Source organism: Massilimicrobiota sp. An105 (genome assembly GCF_002161155.1).
GTDB lineage: Bacteria > Bacillota_I > Bacilli_A > Erysipelotrichales > Coprobacillaceae > Allocoprobacillus > Allocoprobacillus merdigallinarum.
Map to the genome: position 1 here is coordinate 15,040 of NZ_NFLY01000011.1, position 20,254 is coordinate 35,293.

Annotated in this window: 23 protein-coding genes; 19 read left to right on the forward strand and 4 right to left on the reverse strand. The window is 30.9% G+C overall.

What is annotated here, in order from left to right; genetic code table 11:
• Positions 1-116 precede the first annotated feature (116 nt).
• Together B5E48_RS04565 and rpmE are read left to right on the forward strand one after the other, a co-directional pair.
• Positions 117-1,382, forward strand: a complete 1,266-nt coding sequence (locus B5E48_RS04565) for a UDP-N-acetylglucosamine 1-carboxyvinyltransferase (RefSeq protein ID WP_087244800.1) — start codon at positions 117-119, stop codon at positions 1,380-1,382.
• A gap of 101 nt (positions 1,383-1,483) precedes the next feature.
• Complete coding sequence (gene rpmE, locus B5E48_RS04570) at positions 1,484-1,687, forward strand: 50S ribosomal protein L31 (protein WP_087244799.1); 204 nt, start codon at positions 1,484-1,486, stop codon at positions 1,685-1,687.
• A gap of 36 nt (positions 1,688-1,723) precedes the next feature.
• Here rpmE and B5E48_RS04575 read toward each other — a convergent pair whose 3' ends face one another.
• Positions 1,724-2,317: a cytidylate kinase-like family protein gene (locus tag B5E48_RS04575; RefSeq protein ID WP_087244798.1), complete on the reverse strand. Its 594-nt coding sequence runs from the start codon at positions 2,315-2,317 to the stop codon at positions 1,724-1,726.
• 125 nt (positions 2,318-2,442) lie between these two features.
• Between B5E48_RS04575 and B5E48_RS04580 the strand changes: the two genes are divergently transcribed.
• The 4 genes from B5E48_RS04580 to B5E48_RS04595 all read left to right on the forward strand — a co-directional run bounded on the left by B5E48_RS04580 (position 2,443) and on the right by B5E48_RS04595 (position 5,023).
• A complete protein-coding gene (locus tag B5E48_RS04580) occupies positions 2,443-3,192 on the forward strand; it encodes an MBL fold metallo-hydrolase (RefSeq protein ID WP_087244797.1) in 750 nt (249 codons plus the stop codon).
• Positions 3,182-3,661 (forward strand): 23S rRNA (pseudouridine(1915)-N(3))-methyltransferase RlmH, encoded by a 480-nt coding sequence (gene rlmH, locus B5E48_RS04585; RefSeq protein ID WP_087298189.1) that lies wholly within the window; start codon positions 3,182-3,184, stop codon positions 3,659-3,661. The genes B5E48_RS04580 and rlmH overlap by 11 nt, the downstream gene beginning before the upstream one ends.
• A 394-nt stretch (positions 3,662-4,055) precedes the next feature.
• On the forward strand, positions 4,056-4,289 hold the full coding sequence (locus B5E48_RS04590; RefSeq protein WP_087304230.1) for a hypothetical protein: 234 nt from the start codon (positions 4,056-4,058) through the stop codon (positions 4,287-4,289).
• A gap of 14 nt (positions 4,290-4,303) precedes the next feature.
• Positions 4,304-5,023: a glucosamine-6-phosphate deaminase gene (locus B5E48_RS04595; RefSeq protein ID WP_087244794.1), complete on the forward strand. Its 720-nt coding sequence runs from the start codon at positions 4,304-4,306 to the stop codon at positions 5,021-5,023.
• 53 nt (positions 5,024-5,076) lie between these two features.
• Here the strand turns inward: B5E48_RS04595 and B5E48_RS04600 are convergent, their stop codons facing one another.
• Positions 5,077-6,474: a C40 family peptidase gene (locus B5E48_RS04600; RefSeq protein WP_143747006.1), complete on the reverse strand. Its 1,398-nt coding sequence runs from the start codon at positions 6,472-6,474 to the stop codon at positions 5,077-5,079.
• Between the two features lie 162 nt (positions 6,475-6,636).
• On the reverse strand, positions 6,637-8,697 hold the full coding sequence (locus B5E48_RS04605) for an elongation factor G (protein ID WP_087244792.1): 2,061 nt from the start codon (positions 8,695-8,697) through the stop codon (positions 6,637-6,639).
• Positions 8,698-8,837: 140 nt separating this feature from the next.
• Between B5E48_RS04605 and B5E48_RS04610 the strand changes: the two genes are divergently transcribed.
• The 4 genes from B5E48_RS04610 to galE are packed head-to-tail and all read left to right on the forward strand — an operon-like array spanning position 8,838 to position 10,870.
• Positions 8,838-9,125, forward strand: a complete 288-nt coding sequence (locus B5E48_RS04610; protein ID WP_087244791.1) for a hypothetical protein — start codon at positions 8,838-8,840, stop codon at positions 9,123-9,125.
• The gene (locus B5E48_RS04615) at positions 9,122-9,604 is read left to right on the forward strand and encodes a peptidylprolyl isomerase (RefSeq protein WP_087244790.1); all 483 of its coding nucleotides are present in this window, start codon (positions 9,122-9,124) and stop codon (positions 9,602-9,604) included. The genes B5E48_RS04610 and B5E48_RS04615 overlap by 4 nt, the downstream gene beginning before the upstream one ends.
• Before the next feature lies 1 nt (position 9,605).
• Positions 9,606-9,869, forward strand: coding sequence for a thioredoxin domain-containing protein (locus B5E48_RS04620; protein WP_087304232.1), 264 nt, complete (start codon positions 9,606-9,608; stop codon positions 9,867-9,869).
• A complete protein-coding gene (gene galE, locus B5E48_RS04625; RefSeq protein ID WP_087304233.1) occupies positions 9,866-10,870 on the forward strand; it encodes a UDP-glucose 4-epimerase GalE in 1,005 nt (334 codons plus the stop codon). Before B5E48_RS04620 ends, galE begins: the two co-directional genes overlap by 4 nt.
• Before the next feature lie 608 nt (positions 10,871-11,478).
• On the opposite strand, the gene B5E48_RS04635 is transcribed toward galE, so the two are convergent.
• The gene (locus B5E48_RS04635) at positions 11,479-12,249 is read right to left on the reverse strand and encodes a hypothetical protein (protein WP_087304235.1); all 771 of its coding nucleotides are present in this window, start codon (positions 12,247-12,249) and stop codon (positions 11,479-11,481) included.
• Positions 12,250-12,412: 163 nt separating this feature from the next.
• On the opposite strand from B5E48_RS04635, the gene B5E48_RS04640 reads away from it, so the two are divergent.
• The 9 genes from B5E48_RS04640 (at position 12,413) to B5E48_RS04680 (ending at position 20,097) form a co-directional block, all read left to right on the forward strand.
• Positions 12,413-13,243, forward strand: a complete 831-nt coding sequence (locus B5E48_RS04640; RefSeq protein ID WP_087304236.1) for an ABC transporter ATP-binding protein — start codon at positions 12,413-12,415, stop codon at positions 13,241-13,243.
• Positions 13,243-13,965 (forward strand): ABC transporter permease, encoded by a 723-nt coding sequence (locus tag B5E48_RS04645; RefSeq protein WP_224759477.1) that lies wholly within the window; start codon positions 13,243-13,245, stop codon positions 13,963-13,965. Before B5E48_RS04640 ends, B5E48_RS04645 begins: the two co-directional genes overlap by 1 nt.
• 70 nt (positions 13,966-14,035) lie before the next feature.
• Entirely contained in the window at positions 14,036-14,305 is a 270-nt protein-coding gene (locus tag B5E48_RS04650; RefSeq protein ID WP_087244784.1) for an acylphosphatase, read from the forward strand.
• Between the two features lie 241 nt (positions 14,306-14,546).
• Positions 14,547-16,727 (forward strand): anaerobic ribonucleoside-triphosphate reductase, encoded by a 2,181-nt coding sequence (nrdD, locus tag B5E48_RS04655; protein WP_087304237.1) that lies wholly within the window; start codon positions 14,547-14,549, stop codon positions 16,725-16,727.
• Between the two features lie 2 nt (positions 16,728-16,729).
• Positions 16,730-17,251 (forward strand): anaerobic ribonucleoside-triphosphate reductase activating protein, encoded by a 522-nt coding sequence (gene nrdG, locus B5E48_RS04660; RefSeq protein WP_087244404.1) that lies wholly within the window; start codon positions 16,730-16,732, stop codon positions 17,249-17,251.
• Positions 17,252-17,336: 85 nt separating this feature from the next.
• Entirely contained in the window at positions 17,337-17,996 is a 660-nt protein-coding gene (locus B5E48_RS04665) for a GyrI-like domain-containing protein (RefSeq protein WP_241146923.1), read from the forward strand.
• Between the two features lie 28 nt (positions 17,997-18,024).
• Positions 18,025-18,783 carry an exodeoxyribonuclease III gene (gene xth / locus B5E48_RS04670; protein WP_087244405.1) on the forward strand — a complete coding sequence of 253 codons (759 nt, stop codon included), beginning with the start codon at positions 18,025-18,027 and terminating at the stop codon, positions 18,781-18,783.
• On the forward strand, positions 18,780-19,319 hold the full coding sequence (gene yfcE / locus B5E48_RS04675) for a phosphodiesterase (protein ID WP_087244406.1): 540 nt from the start codon (positions 18,780-18,782) through the stop codon (positions 19,317-19,319). Before xth ends, yfcE begins: the two co-directional genes overlap by 4 nt.
• A 67-nt stretch (positions 19,320-19,386) precedes the next feature.
• On the forward strand, positions 19,387-20,097 hold the full coding sequence (locus B5E48_RS04680) for a GntR family transcriptional regulator (RefSeq protein ID WP_087298285.1): 711 nt from the start codon (positions 19,387-19,389) through the stop codon (positions 20,095-20,097).
• The last annotated feature ends 157 nt before the right edge of the window (positions 20,098-20,254 follow it).

Genomic DNA, 20,254 nt, shown 5'->3' on the forward strand with positions numbered 1-20,254 from the left:
TTTTTTGAAATTGTTTTGATATTAACGATATAAATGTGTATAATCTCATTAAAAAGAGAAATAGTGTCATAAATATTGATTAGATATATATAAATAAGTAGAAAGGAAATAAACACATGGCAGAAGTAATTGCGATTGATGGTGGATATAAATTAAATGGAACAGTAAGAATTAGCGGAGCAAAGAATGCAACAGTAGCATTGATTCCAGCAGCAGTTTTGTCAGATGGACCAGTAGAAATATTAGGAGTCCCAGAAATTTCAGATGTTGCAGCTTTAGCAACACTTTTAAGAGAATTAAAATGTGATGTAGAAATAGATGGAGAACGTATTAAAGTAGATCCAACTCATATGGAAGATATACCTTTAGTAAGTGATGCAGTGAACAAGTTAAGAGCTTCTTATTATTTTATGGGAGCATTACTAGGAAAATATAAAAGAGTCAAAATTAAAATGCCTGGAGGATGTTATTTAGGACCACGTCCTATTGATCTTCATTTAAAAGGATTTGAAGCTTTAGGAGCAAAAATCACATATGAAGATGATACGTATTTATTAGAAGCAGAAGAATTAGTAGGAAATTCTATTTATTTAGATTTTGCTTCTGTTGGAGCAACAATCAACATTATGTTGGCAGCAGTGCGTGCTCAAGGAAAAACAGTCATTGAAAATGCAGCGAAAGAACCTGAAATTATTGATGTTGCCAATTTGCTTACAAAAATGGGAGCAAAAATCAGAGGTGTAGGAACGGATACAATTACGATTGATGGAGTTGATCATCTGAGTGGAACTTTTCATGAAATTATTCCTGATCGTATTGAAGCTGGAACATTCTTGATTATTGCTGCAGCAGCGGGTGAAAAAGTTATTGTTCAAAATATTATTCCTCAACACTTAGAAGCTTTAATTTCAAAGTTAAAAGAAATGGGAATTAAAATGGATGTTGTAGGAGATAGTATTGTTGTTTATGGTCGAGATGATGCTTTAAAACCAGTTAATGTTAAAACGCAGATTTATCCTGGTTTTGCGACAGATTTACAACAACCTTTAACAACACTTTTAACACAGGCACAAGGTGATTCGCATGTGAAAGAAACGATTTATATTGAACGTTTTAAACATTGTCCACAGCTTAATAAAATGGGAGCTCATATTGATTTAGAAGAAGCTGCCAGTGTGATTCATGGTCCAACACCATTGCATGGAACAAGAGTTGAGGCTACTGATTTAAGATGTGGTGCAGCTTTGGTTATTGCTGGACTTATTGCTGAAGGAAGAACTGAAATTACAAACGTTTATCATATTGATCGTGGTTATGATAACATTGATCATAAATTAATTACATTAGGTGCTCATATTACAAGATATCATATTGATGAATAAAAAATAAAAAAACTATTGTTTTTATCGTCAAGAAATGATATTATAATTGAGCAACTTACTTTGAAGTAGCAAATATTTCAAGGCGGAAGGAGAAATGAAAAATGAAAAAAGGAATTCATCCAGATTATAAAAAAGTAAAAGTCGTTTGTACTTCTTGTGGTGCTGAATTTGAAACTGGATCAGTATTAAACGAAATTCGTGTTGATACATGTTCAAATTGTCATCCATTCTATACAGGAAAACAAAGATTTGCTAGTGCTGATGGACGTGTAGAAAAATTCAATAAAAAATACGGACTTAAATAAAAAGAACCTGCTTACGCAGGTTTTTCTTTTTCACTATTATTTATTTTTATGTTCACCTTTCTTATATAAAGCAACAATAATATCAGCCACTTCTTCAATACCAAAATCACTATTGATAGTTAAATCAAAATTCTTTAATTGACCCCATTTTTTAGTCGTATAATAATTATAATAATTACTTCTTGCTTTATCTTTTTTCATAACAAATTTTTTATAATCTTCGTGTTTTTCTTTATAGTCTTCTTTAACACGTCTTACTCTTGATTCAAATGGTGCATGAACAAAGACAGTTAAAACATCATCAAAATCTTCTAGAATATAATCAGCGCAACCACTGACAATAATACATGTATCATTTTCAGCAATATGACGGATGATTTTAGACTGCATTGCAAAAACCTGATCGTTTAATGGTAGGGTAAAAGCAGTCGAAGAAAGAGTATACATAAAACTTGATGATTTTTCTTCAGAAACTTTACGAATTGTATCAACATCAAATCCCAATTCTCTGGCAGCAAGATCTATAATTTCATTATCGTAATAAAAGATTCCTAATTTTTCTGCAACACGTTGTGCAATTAAACGACCACCAGATCCGTATTCTCTTGCAATAGTAATAATTCTAGGCATAAAATACCCCTCCTTTGATACTACTATTTTATCACATTTTTAATTTCTTGTTAAATTTTTCATATATGAAAAAGTTGTTTTTTTATGGTTGAATTTGTATAATAGAATCACAAAGGAGTTGAACTATGGAATTTCATGTTTTAGCAAGTGGATCAAAAGGTAATGCTACATTTATTTATGATCAGCAATGTGGGATATTGATTGATTGTGGTATTACTAGAAAACAACTTTTATTTAAATTAAATCAGTTAGGATTTCATGAAGAAGATATTACTTATGTCTTTTTAACACATGATCATTATGATCATAATAAAAATATTCATATTTTTGATACAGGAAAAATTTATAGTGCTAAAAAGAATATTAAGGATTTAGATGAATATCACACATTAGAACCTTATACGCATCGTCAATTCGGTGTCTTTGATGTTTTAACATTGAGAACATCACATGATGCCAGTGATCCTATTGGATTTGTGATTTCCAGTCAGAATGAAAAGTTATTATATATGACTGATACGGGTTATGTGTCACAAAAAAATCGTCAATATATGCAAAATTTAGATTACTATATCATTGAAAGTAATCATGACATTGAAATGTTGATGGCGACAAAAAGACCGATGTTTTTAAAGAATAGAATTCTTAATGATAAAGGACATTTAAATAATGAATATAGTGCGCATTTAATGTGTGAAATGATAGGGGACAATACAAAAGAAATAGTATTAGCTCATTTATCACAGGAAGCAAATACAAAAGAAAAAGCTCTTGCAACATATGAACAAATATTTGCTAAGGAAAATATTGCTTTTTCAAATATAAAAGTAGCAAGTCAAATTGACGTTGTATCAGGAGGAAACTATGAAAATTAAATTGATTTGTGTTGGAAAATTAAAAGAAAAATATTTAGATGATGGAATCAAAGAATATTTAAAAAGAATATCAGCTTATTCAGATATTGAAGTGATTGAAGTTGCAGATGAAAGAATACCTGACAATCCTTCATTAGCTGAAGAAACAATTGTAAAATCTAAAGAAGGAAGACGTATTTTAGATAAAGTTAAACAAGATGATTATATGATTTTATTAGATGTTCAAGGTAAAGAATTAGATTCAATTCAATTTGCTGAACGTATTGAAGATTGTATGATTAATGGAAAAAGTACGATTGATTTTGTCATTGGTGGATCATTGGGACATGGAGAAGATGTACTAACAAGAGCCAATGCACGTATTAGCTTTTCACAAATGACTTTTCCACATCAATTAATGCGTTTGATTTTAGTTGAACAGATTTATCGTGCATTTAAAATTATAAGACATGAAACATATCATAAATAGCCACATTTGATGTGGTTATTTTTTTACAATATATTTATAATAAAAATGATGCTTGTTTATTGTGTAAAGCTATAGAATGTTCATAAAAGTGGATGAATATGAAATTTTTATATGACTGATAGTTATGAATTGATAGTCAAAGAAATAAAGAGTAAAATAAATATAGAAAGAATAACAGTGGGAGTCTGAAAATAATGATTTTGAGTAGTACATATGAGAGTTGATAATGATTCAGTATATGTTCATCAAGTCTCTATTTTGAAAATAAGGCTTTTTAAGTAGTAAGAAAAGTTTAGAGTTGTATAAATAAAAAAGTGAAAAGGTATTGTTTTAATCCCAAGATTGGAAGTTTTGTTGATGAAGCTATAAATCATGGTGCATAGGAGTGATGCTGATGACAATTATTTGGTATTTTATTATTATGGGAATTTGTTTGGTGACTATTTTTGTTTATTATCGTAAAAATAATAAAATCTATAATGAAAATTATATGTCAGAAGGCATAGGACTAGGAATATGTGCTGGAGCCATATTATTTCGTGATTTAGGTGTTGCTTTAGGAATTAGTTTAGGAATGATGATTGGACTGACAATAGGAATGTTCATAAAAAAAGAGAAAAAGAGATAAAGGAGAATGTTATTATGAAATTGGTTATTGAAAAAGATTTGAAAGCAATGAGTGAAAGTGCTATGTATATTTTGCTTGGAGCTATGCTGCAAGATAAGAGGGTGAATATTTCTTTAACTTCTGGTAGAACTCCACGTATGTTATATAAGATGATGATTCCACTCATTAAAGATCAAGAAAAATTTAAAGATATTGAATATTATTTATTTGATGAAAATCCATATATAGGTGAAAAATATGGAACAAACTGGGCTGAGATGAAAGAAATGTTTTTTGAACCAGCACATATTTCTAAAGAACATATCCACCGTATTTCATTAGATAACTGGCAGGATTATGATTGGCAGATTAGACAGGCTGGAGGCATAGATGTGATGGTGCTTGGGCTTGGACATGATGGCCATTTTTGTGGTAACTGTCCACGTTGTACGCAGTTTGACAGTTACACTTACTGTATGGAATATAAAGATAAATTAGCAGTGAATCCAACTTATGGTGAAAGACCTCGACAACCTTATACGATTACAATGGGAGCTAAAAGTTTAATGCGTGTTAAACATTTAGTGATGATTGTAGATGGTCAAGAAAAAGCAGAGATATTCAAGCGTTTTATAGAAGAACCAATCAGTCAAGAAGTTCCTGCAACGATTTTGAAACTTCATCCTAATTTTACAGTGATTTGTGATGAGGCAGCAGCATCATTGTTATCTAAAAATAAAGATTTAAGATTGTAAAAGCGATAGAAAATATCGCTTTTTTGCATGAAAAAAAGACATCTCAAGGATGTCTAATATAAACGACGGCAAGTATACCATTCATTTTGCCAATAACTATAACTTAAATTAGCGACTTGGACAGGTTGCCCCGTAGATGGTGCATGAACCATTTGGTTGTTTCCAATATAAATACCTACATGGTGAACACCACTGGCTTGTCCATTACTACTAAAGAGAATAATATCGCCTGCTTGTAATTCACTTCTTGATATACCTGTTCCAGCATTGATGAGTGAACCAGTATAATGGATACGTCCTAAGTTGACTCCGGCCTGATAGTGTGACCAATTGACTAATCCAGAACAATCAAATTGTGTCCAATTAGGATTTTGAATACTGCTCCAACTGTGTCCACCACCCCATACATACATGTAACCTTGACGTGATAAAGCTTTATTTGCAATGGCTAAACCAAGTTCTTCACTAGATGTTAGGCTGTCACCAGGGGTTGTATTGTTGTTGTTTTCCTGATTATTGTTGTTATTGTTTTCATTGTTATTATTGTTATCTTCTTTTTCATCATTTTGATTTGAATTGCTTTGATTAGATTCATTTTGATCTTCACTTGGCTTTTGTGTTGATTGAGAACCAGATGGAGAAGAAGGCTTTTTATTTGGTGTTGCCTGTGTGACATTATTGACCTTTGAAGCATTTGATGCCTTTTGAATGGCTGCTAAATTCTTTTGGATAGTTTCAATAGATTCTTGATTTGCTGCTGCTTCAGAATTATTGTTGGCAATTGTTTTATTTTGTTCAGTCAGTTTAGCTTGGAATGTTTTTTGTAGATTAGCCTGTTCTTTTTTGTCAGCTTCTAAAGAATCCTTTAGATTTTTTAAAGTTGTTTCTTGCTTTTCAACTTCTTTTAAATTTTCATTAATTTGAGCAATCAATTCATTATCATAATTTGTAATTTCTTTGATATTAATGACACGACTCATAAAATCAGAAAAAGTGTCTGCTCCAAAAATATAAGTTGTAAAAATATGAGAATTTAAAGTTGTTTGCATACTATACAAACGTTCTTGAAGTTGTTCACTTTGTTTTTTAACTTCTTTTTTGAGTTTATCTATACTATCTTGAACATAGTTAAGCTCACTTTGAGCTGATTCTATTTTGGTATCAATTTGTGAAATTTGATCAGCAATTTTTGCAAGATCATCTTTTGTATCTTCAGCTTCTTTTTTAGCCTGAGAAGCTTCTTGTTTTAATTCTTTATTTTTTTCATATAAATAACTATTAAACTCTTTACATGTTGTTTGCTGATTGCTCGTTAATTTTGAAGAAGAACATAATTTAATATATTTGGATTCTTGACCTTCAAAATCAGTAGCATTGACTATATATGTTGATGCCAAAGCACAAGCCAGCATACTTAATGATAAAAGAGAGGCGACAATTTTCTTTTTCATCACAAGAGATTCCTCCTTTATTGCTATAATTCTATAATCTATTCTAAAGCATTTTTGGAAACTGTCAAATAAAATCAAGGAATTCTTATTGGAATATTATGGGAATTCATGTGATTATAACTATAAATTTTAAAAAAAGAAGCTCCTAAGAGCTTCTGACTACTATTGTTGATGGTTTGCAATCACACGTTTGGCAACATGTTCAGGAGCAAATTCATATCCCAAAAATTCCATATCAAAGAAGCCTTGACCTTGTGTCATTGCTCGTAAATCAACAGCATAATTCATGACTTCTTCTTGTGGGGCTTCAGCTGTAATCTTAATTAAACCATCTTCTAAGATTTCACTTCCCATCACACGCGCACGTTTTTTATTGAAATGTCCCATAATATCTCCCGTAAATTGTTCATCAATATAAACGTGTAAAGTCATGAATGGTTCTAATAAAGCTGGTTTTGCTTTTTCCATAGCTTCTTTAAAACACATAATTGTAGCTGTTTTAAATGCCATTTCAGAAGAATCGACACTGTGATATGAACCATCAATCAAAGTGGCTTTAATACCTAAAACAGGGTACTGTGCCAAAATACCATGTTTTGTTGCTTCTACTAAACCTTTTTCTACAGCAGGGAAATAAGCTTTAGGAACGGCTCCACCAAAGATTTTTTCTTCAAAGACAAAAGGAACAGTATAATCATGTAAAGGTTCAAATGTCATTTCAACATCACCATATTGTCCATGTCCACCTGATTGTTTCTTATATTTATATCTTTGTGTCACTTGACCACGAATTGTTTCACGATAAGGAATAATAATATTATCTAAAGTGACATCAATCTTAAATCTTTCTTTTAATTTAGAAACAACACTATCAATATGAATATCACCAATACCATAAATACATTGTTGTTTTGTTTCTGGATTGTTTTCAAATTTTAATGTTTTATCTTCTTCTAGAAGTTTATTAATAGCATTTGTAATTTTTTCTTCATTAGCCTTACCTACAGGTTTAATAGCTTTACCATAGTATGGTTTTGAAAATAAAATTGTTTCATAAGTCATACGATAATCTAAAGTACATAAAGTATCATTCGTTTGTGTATATGATAATTTAGATAAAGCACCAATATCCCCAGCATAGAGGCAATCTGTTTCAATCAAATCTTTACCTTTCATCACATAAAGTTTATTGATCTTTTCAGCTTCTTTTTTCTGTACATTAAATAATGTGATACCTGTACGAATAGAACCTGTACAAACTTTAAATAAAGAAATACGACCAACAAAAGGATCGGCAATTGTTTTAAAAACAAATAGTGATGGAGCTAAAGATTCATCATAACCAATCAAATCATCTTCATCCGTTTCTTCATTATGCACAACCATAGAATTAACCATATCTCCAGCAGCACTAAAGAATGCCACCATAGAATTTAAAATGATTTGAATACCAATTTGATTTGTTCCACATAAAACAGGAATCAATGTTTTATTCATAACACCTTGACGTAATGCCCAAGAAATTTCCTCTTTTGTAAAAGGTTCTTCATTAATATATTTTTCTAATAATTCATCATTGGTATTCGCGACGGCTTCGTCAATCATGTTTTTAATAGGTGTTATTTCGTCCCACATATTATCAGGAATAGGACAAGGATGAGTCTGTTCACCATCAAAATAACGACCTTCCATTTTCGCAACATTGACATAACCTACCATTTTATGACCTTCCATGATTGGCACTTGAATCGGTGCAATAGCTTTACCATAAGTCATTTTTAAATCTTCAAGTTTTTGATGATAGGCAGCATTAGGGTAATCTAAGCCACTAATATAAATCATTTTAGCTTTGTCATAAGCTTTATGCATTGCTTCCTTAGTACCAACACTAATACCTTCTGTAGCAGGTACAACAATTAATGCACTTTCAGCAACCTTTAAAGCCGCTTCTACTTCACCGATAAAATCAAAAGAACCAGGCGTATCTAACAAATTGATTTTACAGTTGTTCCATTCAAGAGGAATAACAGATAATCCTACAGAAGAATGTCTTTTGATTTCTTCAGGTGAATAATCACTAAGGGTATTCCCGTCTTCAATTCTCCCAATACGATTTGTTAAACCAGCACGATAAGCCATGGCTTCAATCACACTGGTTTTGCCACTCCCAGAGTGACCTAACACAACGACATTTCCAATTTCGTTTGAGTGATAAGCTCTCATTATCATCACGCTCCTTTAATATTTTTTTGGAATATCTTTCTTTCATTTTAACATATTTATAATTTAATGAAAACGGTTACAGCATAATTATAGTGAAATTTATTGAAAAAGATGTTATGATAGTGTCAGGAGGATAAAACATGGAAGTAGGACTGATTATTATATTGTTTTTGTCAAATGCTTTAGCATTGGACTGTCTTTATAATCATAGAATTAAAACCACGGGAGCTTTACTGATTCTCAATCTATGTTTAACTGTCGCTTTAGCATATCAATTTGAACAAATGAATAAAATAGTACATCTATTATTAGGTTTAATAGCATTAATTGTTTTATTTTTTGGTATAAAATTTTATTTACAAAAGAAAAAAGAACAAACAATACAGAAAAATGATCGAATGATTGAAGAGAAAGAGGATAAGTTATGAAAACGATTGATTTTGAAATTGAAATGGAAAATGGAGAAGTAATGTCTGGTGAATTATATCCTGAGATTGCGCCTCGTACTGTGAAGAATTTTGTTGACCTGATTGAAAGCCACTTTTATGATGGATTGATTTTCCATCGTGTCATTGCTGGCTTTATGATTCAAGGTGGAGGATATGATAAAGATATGCATATTCATGAAACACCAGCGATTAAAGGTGAATTTAAAAGCAATGGTATTGATAATCCTTTATTACATACAAGAGGAGTGCTTTCCATGGCACGTACGATGATTAAGGATTCTGCCAGCTCACAGTTTTTTATCATGCATGAAGATGCACCTCATTTAGATGGGGAGTATGCAGCTTTTGGAAAAATCACAAAAGGGAAACATGTGATTGATGAAATCGCTAATGTCCCAACAGATGCTCGTGATTGTCCAATTGAACCTGTTGTGATTAAGACAATGAGGTTAATTTAATATGAAATTATTTTATTTAAAGAATTGTCCATATTGTCGTCAGGCATTAGCCTGGATACATGAATTGTATCAGCAGGATGCAAAGTATCAACGTATTCCTTTAGAAATGATTGAAGAAAGTGAACAGAGTGAATTGGCTGATACTTATGATTATTATTATGTTCCTTGTTTTTTTGAAGGAACAAAGAAATTACATGAAGGCGCTATAACAAAAGAGGCGATTCAAAAGATATTTGATGACTATTTAAGGGAGGAAAACAAATGAGAATATTAGTAACAGGTGGCGCAGGATATATTGGAAGCCACACAGTTGTAGAATTGATGCAGGAAGGACATGAGGTTGTCATTGTAGATAACTTTTATAATTCTAAACCTGAAGCATTAGATAACATTGCAAAAATCACTGGAAAAAGACCTGCTTTTTATGAAGTAGATTGTTGTGATTTAGAAGCAATGGAAAAAGTTTTTCAAGATAATCAAATTGATGGAGCTATTCATTTTGCTGGGTATAAGGCAGTGGGTGAATCAGTTCAAAAACCAATGGAATATTATCAAAACAATTTATTGAGTACACTTGTTTTATGTCAATTGTTAAGAAAATATAATTGTAAAAATTTGATTTTCTCATCAAGTGCAACTGTTTATGGAAATCCTCACACAGTTCCTATTCAAGAAGATTTCCCATTAGGACCAACAACAAATCCATATGGAACAACAAAATTAATGATTGAAAATATATTAAGAGATATTTATATTTCAGATCATGAATGGAATATTGTTTTATTAAGATATTTTAATCCTATTGGTGCACATGAAAGTGGATTATTAGGAGAAGATCCAAATGGTATACCAAATAACTTAGTTCCATATATTTCTAAAGTTGCAGTAGGAGAATTAGAATGCTTAGGTGTTTTTGGAAATGATTATGATACACCTGATGGAACAGGAGTCAGAGATTATATTCACGTTGTCGATTTAGCTAAAGGACATGTGAAAGCTTTAAAGAAACTTGTTGATGATCATGGTGTTTATACTTATAATTTAGGAACTGGTCATGGTTATAGTGTTTTAGATATTGTGAAAGCTTATGAAAAAGCGAACAATGTAACAATCAATTATGAAATCAAACCAAGACGTGCTGGAGATATTGCAACTTGTTATGCAGATCCAGCTAAGGCAAGAGAAGAACTGGGATGGGTTGCTGAAAAAACATTAGAAGATATGTGCAAAGATGCCTATAACTTTATTACTCATAACAAAAAATAAAGAATAGATGTTGAAGCTGTTGACTATATATGTTAACAGCTTTTTTGATGAAATTTTACATTTATGCAACGATTAATGAAAAATGATATACTTAAAGTAGATTGAGGTGAGTTAAAATGAAGAGAAGGACTTTAAAAAAGATTTATATTTTGATATTTCCTGTTTTTTACTTGATGTTGATGTTATATTATCAATACATTCGTTATGATATATTGGTTTTTATATCCCAATATAATTATTTATTGACTATCACATGGATATTCATAGGATTAGGGATTATGACATCAATTTGGAATGGAATGTTGTTGATGGATAAAAATGATAGGAAGATGGATGTTATATGTTTGATAGTTTGGTTTATATTGATTGTTACGGGTTTTATTTGCTTATTTATATTGCCAGAAGTTTATCCTCCAAAGATTTATTATATGCTGATAGATGGAATCCCTTTTCTTTTTTTCCTTATAGGAAATATGATGAGTTTATTAGGATATAATTTATCTTATATCCTAATGAAGAAATAAAGATTAATCTCAAATCTAATTATTTTAAAACATTGATATAAAAAAATACAACAATGACTAAAATGTTAGTCGTTGTCGTATTTTTTATTTTTTTGCACCACAAATACTGTAATATTGATAATCTATATATTCCTCATAATAGCCCTGATCTTCTTGATGAGAACCAACTTCTACTTTTTCTGTTTTTGTGACATTTTGATAGCTACCGTAATAAACGCCGTTATATAAACGATTTTCATCGGCATTTTTCATACCTTCGCTTATAATGTTTTTCAAATCATCCTGAGTAAATCCATCTTCAAACCAATAAGTAGGACCATTTGCAATATATGTTGGTTGTCCTAATTCGTTTGTTCCATTATAAGTGTAAAATTTTGCTCCACGAATTGTTTGTGTTTCGTAGTCTGTGACAGTCACCATTTTAGAAACCCATCTTTTTGATTTATGGTCTTTCCATACATGTTCATGGGTTGATGATGAACTTTGGTTTGTAGAAGAACTTTTATTGGTTGTTGTCTTTTGTGAGCTTTTTGAAGTTGATTGTGTTTGAGAATTCTTTTTTGATGTTTGTGTTTGAGTATCTTTATTTGTTTCTTTTGTTTTTGATGCTGAATCATTTGAAGATTCTTGATTTTGTGATGAGTTGTTATCAGATTTTATGGTTGCTGTGTCTTGTTCTTGTTTTGAATCATCTGATTGTTGATTGGCAACAACTGTCTGACTCTCTGCTTTTTTTGTAACTGTCTGATTTTTTGAAAAGAAAAAGATACAAAGACAAAATATGATGATGAAAATAATTACTGCAATTATGATCATGGTTCTCTTTTTATTTGTGACAGGTAATTTGAAATTCATTTGAAAACTCCTTTCATCTTTTTTGCTTTTTTATTATAGCACAAAATCATACGATTGATCATGAATTATAATGTTATGTAAAAATAAAGGAAAGAAATGGTAAAATGATTGTCTGTTAAAAATGACTATGATACGATGAAAGTAGGAAAAAGGAGGGAGTATGATGGATAAAAATGTTATTGAGGTTAAGCAACTATCAAAAAGTTTTCAGAAGACAGTTGCTTTACAAGGATGTGATTTTTCAGTTCGAAAAGGGGAAATTTTTGGTTTTTTAGGTCCTTCAGGAGCTGGAAAGACAACAACGATTAAATTATTGACGGGACAGTTAAAAAGTGATGGAGGAGATATTCAGATACTAGGGGAGAAGCCTTTTTCTTCAAAAATAAAAAGTCGAATAGGGATTATGAGTGATAATAGTGGATTATATGAAAAGATGAGTGTTTATGATAATTTACTGTTATTTGCAAAAATCTATGATATTGATAAAAGCTGTATTGAAAAAGTCTTAGAAGAAGTTGATTTATTAGATGCTAAAAAACAATTAGTTAGTCAATTATCAAAAGGAATGAAACAACGATTAATCTTTGCTAGAACCATTATTCATTCACCATCTCTTCTGTTTTTGGATGAACCAACAGCAAATTTAGATCCCTCAACTGCTAATGAGGTAAGGGAAATTATCAAGAAACTTAATGCGAAAGGGACGACTGTCTTTTTAACAACTCATAATATGGAAGAAGCAGATGAAATGTGTCATCGTGTTGCATTTTTGAATCATGGACACATTATTGAAAGTGGACATCCTGAAGATTTGAAACTTAAATATTCTAAAAAACAGATTCGTATGAAAACAAGTCAAGAAGACTATACGATTCCTTTAGATCCAAAATTTTTAAAACAGGAATTGGAACATATTGATGAACTATTAATGATTCATTCCATTGAACCAACTTTAAAAGAAGTTTTCTTAACACTGACTAAGGAGGAATCATGATGAATATACGTATTTGTAAAGCTTTGTTTATGAAGGATTTAAAGAATTGCTTCGTTAATAAAAATGTTTTTTTAATGTTGGCTTTGCCAGTTTTATTTGGTGTGATGTATAAATTTTTATTAGGGGATATTCTTAAGGGAGCTACAGGGAGTTTTGTTATTGTTATGTGTATTATTATGACAATTTCCATTGTCCCACTGAATGTTTTAGCTAATATGGTTGCTGAAGAGAAAGAAAAACATACTTTACGTTCTTTAATGTTGGCTAATGTCAGTGCAACTGATTTCTTATTGAGTAAAGCTTTTGTTGCACTGGTTTTGATGTTGATTGATGGCATTCTTATTTTCCTGGTTTGTCAGGAGCCAATGGAGTATTTTGGATATTTCCTTATCTTTTATGTTTTATCATCTTTAAGTGTCTTGTTTTTTGGAGCACTGGTAGGTCTACTTTCTAAAGATCAGATGAGTGCTGGAACATTGAGTTCTCCGTTGATGATTTTATTAATGTTGCCACCTATGTTCAGTCAGCTTAATGAAATGATTGAAAAGATTGCAGTTATTTTTCCAACCACATCTTTCCAAACGCTTTATTTACAATTGTCAGTTCAACAACCCTTCTTTAATCAGGAGACAGTGATAGCTATAATTGTCTGTATAGTATGGATTCTATTAGGGGTGATAGCTTTCATGTATGGTTATAAGAAAAAAGGATTGGATGATTAGAGAAATCTCATATCGATTTCTCTTTTTTTCATTTTTATAAAATGATAAAATAGAAAAAAGAGGTGGTTATATGGTGAGAAAACATTTCATTTTTAAAGGGCGTGTACAAGGTGTTGGGTTTCGTATTACATTTTACCAACAGGCAACACGTTTGCATTTAACAGGTTGGGTTAGAAATTTAAGTAATGGTGATGTGGAAGCATGCTTACAAGGTGAACTTTCTTTGATTCAGCAGGTTATTGACTATATGCATAGTATTCGCTATATTCGAATAGAACAATGTGAAGTTGAAGATTTGGCAGTTTTAGAGAATGAAAAAAGTTTTGAAATGAAATATTAGCGATTATTTTCTTGAGAATTATGTGCTTTATACTTTTATTTTGTCGATGAATAAGCTATAATAGATTCATACAAGTTTATAAAAAGCAGATACATAAATCAAAAAGTATTGATATAATCAATGCTTTTTGATTTTGTTTGTGGAGAATTAAAAAAATCTTGAGTGATGGTGTATATTCCTTTTATTCAAAAGATGAATGTGATAAACTAACAGATACAATAAGTGAGGAGGAAGGGTTTTTATGAAAATTATTAAACGTAATGGATCTGAAGTCTTATTTGATCAAACGAAAATTACTGCAGCGATTGAAAAAGCCAATAATGAAGTTGTAGAAACAGATAGATTATCAGACGAAGATATTGATAATATTACAAATAATGTGAAGTATCAATGTGAAAAAATGAAAAGAGCGCTAAATGTTGAGGAAATTCAAAATCTTGTTGAAAATGAAATTATGAAATTGAATGCTTTTGCAGTGGCAAGAAAATATATTACATATCGTTATATGAGAGCATTAGTGCGTAAATCAAATACAACAGATGAACAGATTTTAAGCTTGATTGAATGTGCTAATGAAGAAGTTAAACAAGAAAATTCTAATAAGAATCCAACTGTTAATAGTGTTCAAAGAGATTATATGGCTGGGGAAGTCAGCAAAGATATTACAAAACGTCTATTATTACCAGGACATATTGTGAAAGCTCATGAAGAAGGAATCATTCACTTTCATGATTCAGACTATTTTGCTCAACATATGCATAACTGCTGTTTAGTTAATCTTGAAGATATGTTACAAAATGGAACTGTCATCAGTGAAACAATGATTGAAAGACCTAAGAGCTTTTCTACAGCCTGCAATATTGCAACACAGATTATTGCTCAGGTTGCAAGTTCACAATACGGGGGACAAAGTATCAGTTTATCTCACTTAGCTCCTTTTGTTGATGTCAGTCGTCAGAAGTTTAGAAAAGAAGTAAGAGAAGAATTTGAGCAGGAAAATATTCCTGTCAGTGAAGAACAAATTAATGAATTGGCTGAATATCGTGTGCGTAAAGAAATTAATCGTGGTGTCCAAATGATTCAATATCAGGTTATTACGTTAATGACAACAAATGGTCAAGCACCATTTGTAACTGTCTTTATGTATTTAAATGAAGTCCCTGATGGACAAATCAAAGATGATTTAGCTTTAATTATTGAAGAAACATTAAACCAAAGAATTTTAGGTGTTAAAAATGAAAAAGGTGTTTATGTAACACCAGCCTTTCCTAAATTAATCTATGTTTTAGAAGAAGATAATATTAGTGAAGACAGCAAATATTGGTATTTAACTGAATTGGCAGCAAAATGTACAGCGAAACGTATGGTTCCAGATTATATTTCTGAAAAGAAAATGTTGGAATTAAAAGTTGATAAAAATGATGAAGGACATTGCTATACATGTATGGGATGTCGTAGTTTCTTAACACCATATGTTGATCCTGAAACAAATAAACCTAAATATTATGGACGTTTCAATCAAGGTGTTGTGACAATCAATCTTGTGGATGTTGCCTGCTCTTCTAAAGGTGATATGAAAGAGTTCTGGCGTATTATGGATGAAAGATTGGATTTATGTAAAGAAGCGTTAATGTGTCGTCATAATCGTTTAAAAGGAACTGTCAGTGATGTGGCACCTATTTTATGGCAATATGGTGCTCTAGCAAGACTTAAAAAAGGTGAAACAATTGATAAATTATTATATGGTGGATATTCAACAATATCATTAGGTTATGCGGGTCTTTGTGAATGTGTCAAATATATGACAGGAAAATCACATACTGATCCAGATGCAACACCATTTGCATTAGAAGTAATGCAACATTTAAATGATGCCTGTGCAAAATGGAAAGAAGAAGAAAATATTGATTTTAGTTTATATGGAACACCAATTGAATCAACAACATATAAGTTTGCAAAATGTTTACAAAAACGTTTTGGAAAAATTCCAGGTGTTACAGATAAAAACTATATTACAAATAGTTATCATGTTAATGTTACTGAAGAAATTGATGCTTTTACAAAATTAACATTTGAATCACAGTTCCAGAAATTATCACCAGGAGGAGCTATCAGCTATGTTGAAGTTCCAAATATGCAAGATAATATTGAAGCCGTTTTAGCTGTGATGAAACATATTTATGAACATATTATGTATGCAGAATTAAATACAAAGAGCGATTACTGCATGGAATGTGGTTATGATGGAGAGATTCAAATCAAAGAAGATAAAGATGGAAAATTGATTTGGGTATGTCCAAACTGTGGTAATACAAATCAAGATAAAATGAGTGTTGCTAGACGTACATGTGGATATATTGGAACACAATTCTGGAATCAAGGGCGAACACAAGAAATTAAAGAACGTGTTCTTCACTTATAAACATGAAGTATGCAACAATTAAAACAGTAGATATAGCCAATGGAACAGGAGTGAGAGTTTCGCTCTTTGTTTCTGGCTGTACTCATCGTTGCCCTGAATGTTTCAATGAGATCGCATGGGATTTTAATTATGGACAGGAGTTTAACCAAGAAACAATTGATTTGATTTTAAAAGCATTAGAACCAAGTCATATTGCGGGATTAACGCTTTTAGGCGGAGAACCTATGGAACTTGTTAATCAGGAGGGATTGTTACCTTTATTACAACAAGTTCGAAAAATGTATCCTGATAAAGATATTTGGTGTTATACAGGCTATCTTTATGAAGATCTGTTACCAGGTGGCAAGGTGCATGGACCTTACAGTGATGAAATATTAAGTTATCTTGATATATTGGTTGATGGACCATTTATATTAGCTCAAAAAAATATTCGTTTAAAGTTTAGAGGATCTGAAAATCAAAGAATTATTGATGTTAAGCGTACAAATCAATCTCGCCAAATTGTTTTGTGGGATGAAAAGTGATTTTAAAAAAATCGCTTTTTTTGTGTGAAAAATAAAAAATGCGAAGATAAAAAATAAAAAAATCCTAAAATAAGTGGATATTTTTATGAAAATTATATATAATGTAAAGGCGATGGAAGGAGGATTCTTAGTGAAAGAAGGCATTAGAAGAGAGTATAAAAAACAATATGATGCTTCAACAAAAAGAATAGATGTTGTAGATGTGCCAGAGTTTAATTTTCTGATGGTTGATGGAATCGGAAATCCAAATGTGGAAGAATTTAAGTTAAAAGCAGAGGCTTTACATATATTATCGAAAGCAATTAAAGATTATTTTAAAGAAGAAATGGATTTATTATACCTCATTTCTCCATTAGAAGGATTATGGGATACATATGATAATAGTCAGTTTGATGTGACACGAAAAAAGATGATTAAATTTACATTAATGATTGCTCAACCTAAAGTTCTTGATGAGCAGACTTTTGAAACAATTAAGGAAAATATAACATTAAAAAAAGATAATCCTTATCTTGTTGATGTTTATTTAAAAAGGTTTAAAGAAGGACGTTGTGTGCAGATGATGCATAAAGGAGCTTATAATACAGAAATTAATACAACCAAACAAATTATGGAATATATTACAATTCAGGGAATGAAATTAAGTGGTTTTCATCATGAAATTTATTTAAATGATCCTGAAAGAAATCCAGAGGATAAACTCAAAACAATTGTAAGATATGCTATTGAAGAAGAGGGGGTATAACCCCTTTTTTATATCAAAGGAGGATATTATGTTATTTGTATCATGGAATGTGAATGGCTTAAGAGCATGCTTGAATAAAGGATTTCAAGATTTTTTCTTATCAGTTGATGCTGATATTTTTGCGATTCAGGAAACAAAACTTCAAAAGCATCAACTTGATTTACAGTTTGATGGTTATGTCTCTTATTATAATGATGCCCTGAAGAAAGGATACAGTGGGACGGCTATTTATACAAAGAGAGAACCTCTTTCAGTCAGTTATGGTTTAGGTAAGGAAGAACATGATCAGGAAGGTCGTGTGATTACTTTAGAATATGAGAATTTTTATTTTGTTACTGTGTATACGCCTAATTCTAAAAGAGGCTTAGAACGTCTAGATTACCGCCAAGTGTGGGAAGATGCATTTAGAGAATATGTGAATACATTAAAACAGAAAAAATCTGTTGTGATTTGTGGCGATTTGAACGTGGCTCATCAGGAAATTGATTTAAAAAATGATAAAACAAATCATAAAAATGCTGGATTTACAGATGAAGAAAGACAAAAATTTACAGAATTACTAGAGAGTGGATTTATTGATACTTTCAGATATAAATATCCAACTTTAGAAAAATATTCTTGGTGGTCTTATATGTTTAAAGCAAGAGAAAAAAATGCTGGCTGGCGTATTGATTATTTTGTTGTATCAGATAATCTAAAAGAACAGATTCAAGATGCTTATATTTATAATGATGTATTTGGATCAGATCATTGTCCAGTCGGTGTTGAATTGGAGGGATTGCAATGAAATTCATGATTGTTTCAGATATTCATGGCTCATATACAGATTTAAAGAGAGTTATGGAGATTTATGAAGAAGAAAAAATGGATAAATTAGTTTTATTAGGTGATTTATTATATCATGGGCCTAGAAATCCTTTACCAGAAGGCTATCAGCCTCAAGAAGTCATGAAACTCTTGAATGCTTATAAAGAGAATATTATAGCAGTACGAGGAAACTGTGATGCTGAAGTGGATCAGATGGTATTGGAGTTTCCTATGAGAGGAGATTATAGTGAACTTTATTTAGATGGGCATCGTTTCTTTTTTACACATGGGCATTTATATGATGAAGAACACTTACCTATGTTAAAGGCGGGAGATGTCTTTATGTATGGTCATATTCATAAACCAGTGTTAAAAAAAGAAAATGATATCACGATTTTTAATCCATCTTCTATATCTTTGCCAAAGGCTGGACAGAAAAGCTTTGGTATCTATGAAAATGGTGAATTGAAAATTGTATCTTTTGATAAAAAGGTGCTTCAAAGTATAAAAATATAAAAAAATAGAAAAAAACCGTGAAATTAAATCAAAAGTATGGTATTTTTATATTGATAGGGGTGAGTATATGGCTAAGTACAGAGATATTGCTGATGATATTCGTCAAAAAATAAAAAATCAAGAATATACATTTGGTCAAAAACTTCCCTATGAGTATGTTTTATGTATGAGCTATCATTGTAATAAAGAAACAATGAAAAAGGCATTAGATATATTGGTCAAAGAAGGACTCATTATCCGTCGTCGTGGTGCGGGGACATTTGTGAAGGATTATGATCCTGCCATGGATAATCCTGTTAGTAAATTTGGACGTGGTTTGACGGCACAATATGAAGGAATTAAAGAAGTCACAAGTGAAGTCCTGGAATTTGAAGTTGTTCCAGCGGATGAACATTTATCAGAGAAATTACAGATAGATGTTGGTGATTTTGTCTATCATATTATAAGGCTCAGATTTTTAGATAAAATTCCTCATTTAATTGATATTACATATATCCCCATTAGTGTTGTTCCTAATTTAAAGTTACAGCATTTAAAAGGATCTGTATATGGATATATCGAAAAAGTTTTAAAGTTAAAAATCCAAAGCTGTCATTTAACGATTAATGCAGCTTTATCTACACCTTTAGAACAACAATATTTGGGATTAAAAGAAAATGAGCCATATATTCAAGAAGAACAGATTTCTTTTTTAAGCAACGGTTCTATTTTCGAATATACACTCTCAAGACAGCATTTTTCTCATTTTGAATTTCAGACTGTTATAGTACAACAATAGCTATCCTAAGGGATAGTTTTTTACTAGAAAGAGTAGTCGGTATGATTAATGATTAAAAGACAAATATTTATAAAAAATGGCATAGTTATTCATATTTTGAGCAAAAAATACAAAAAACAACTAAAAAACAGGTAAAATAAAATAAAAAATAAGTAAA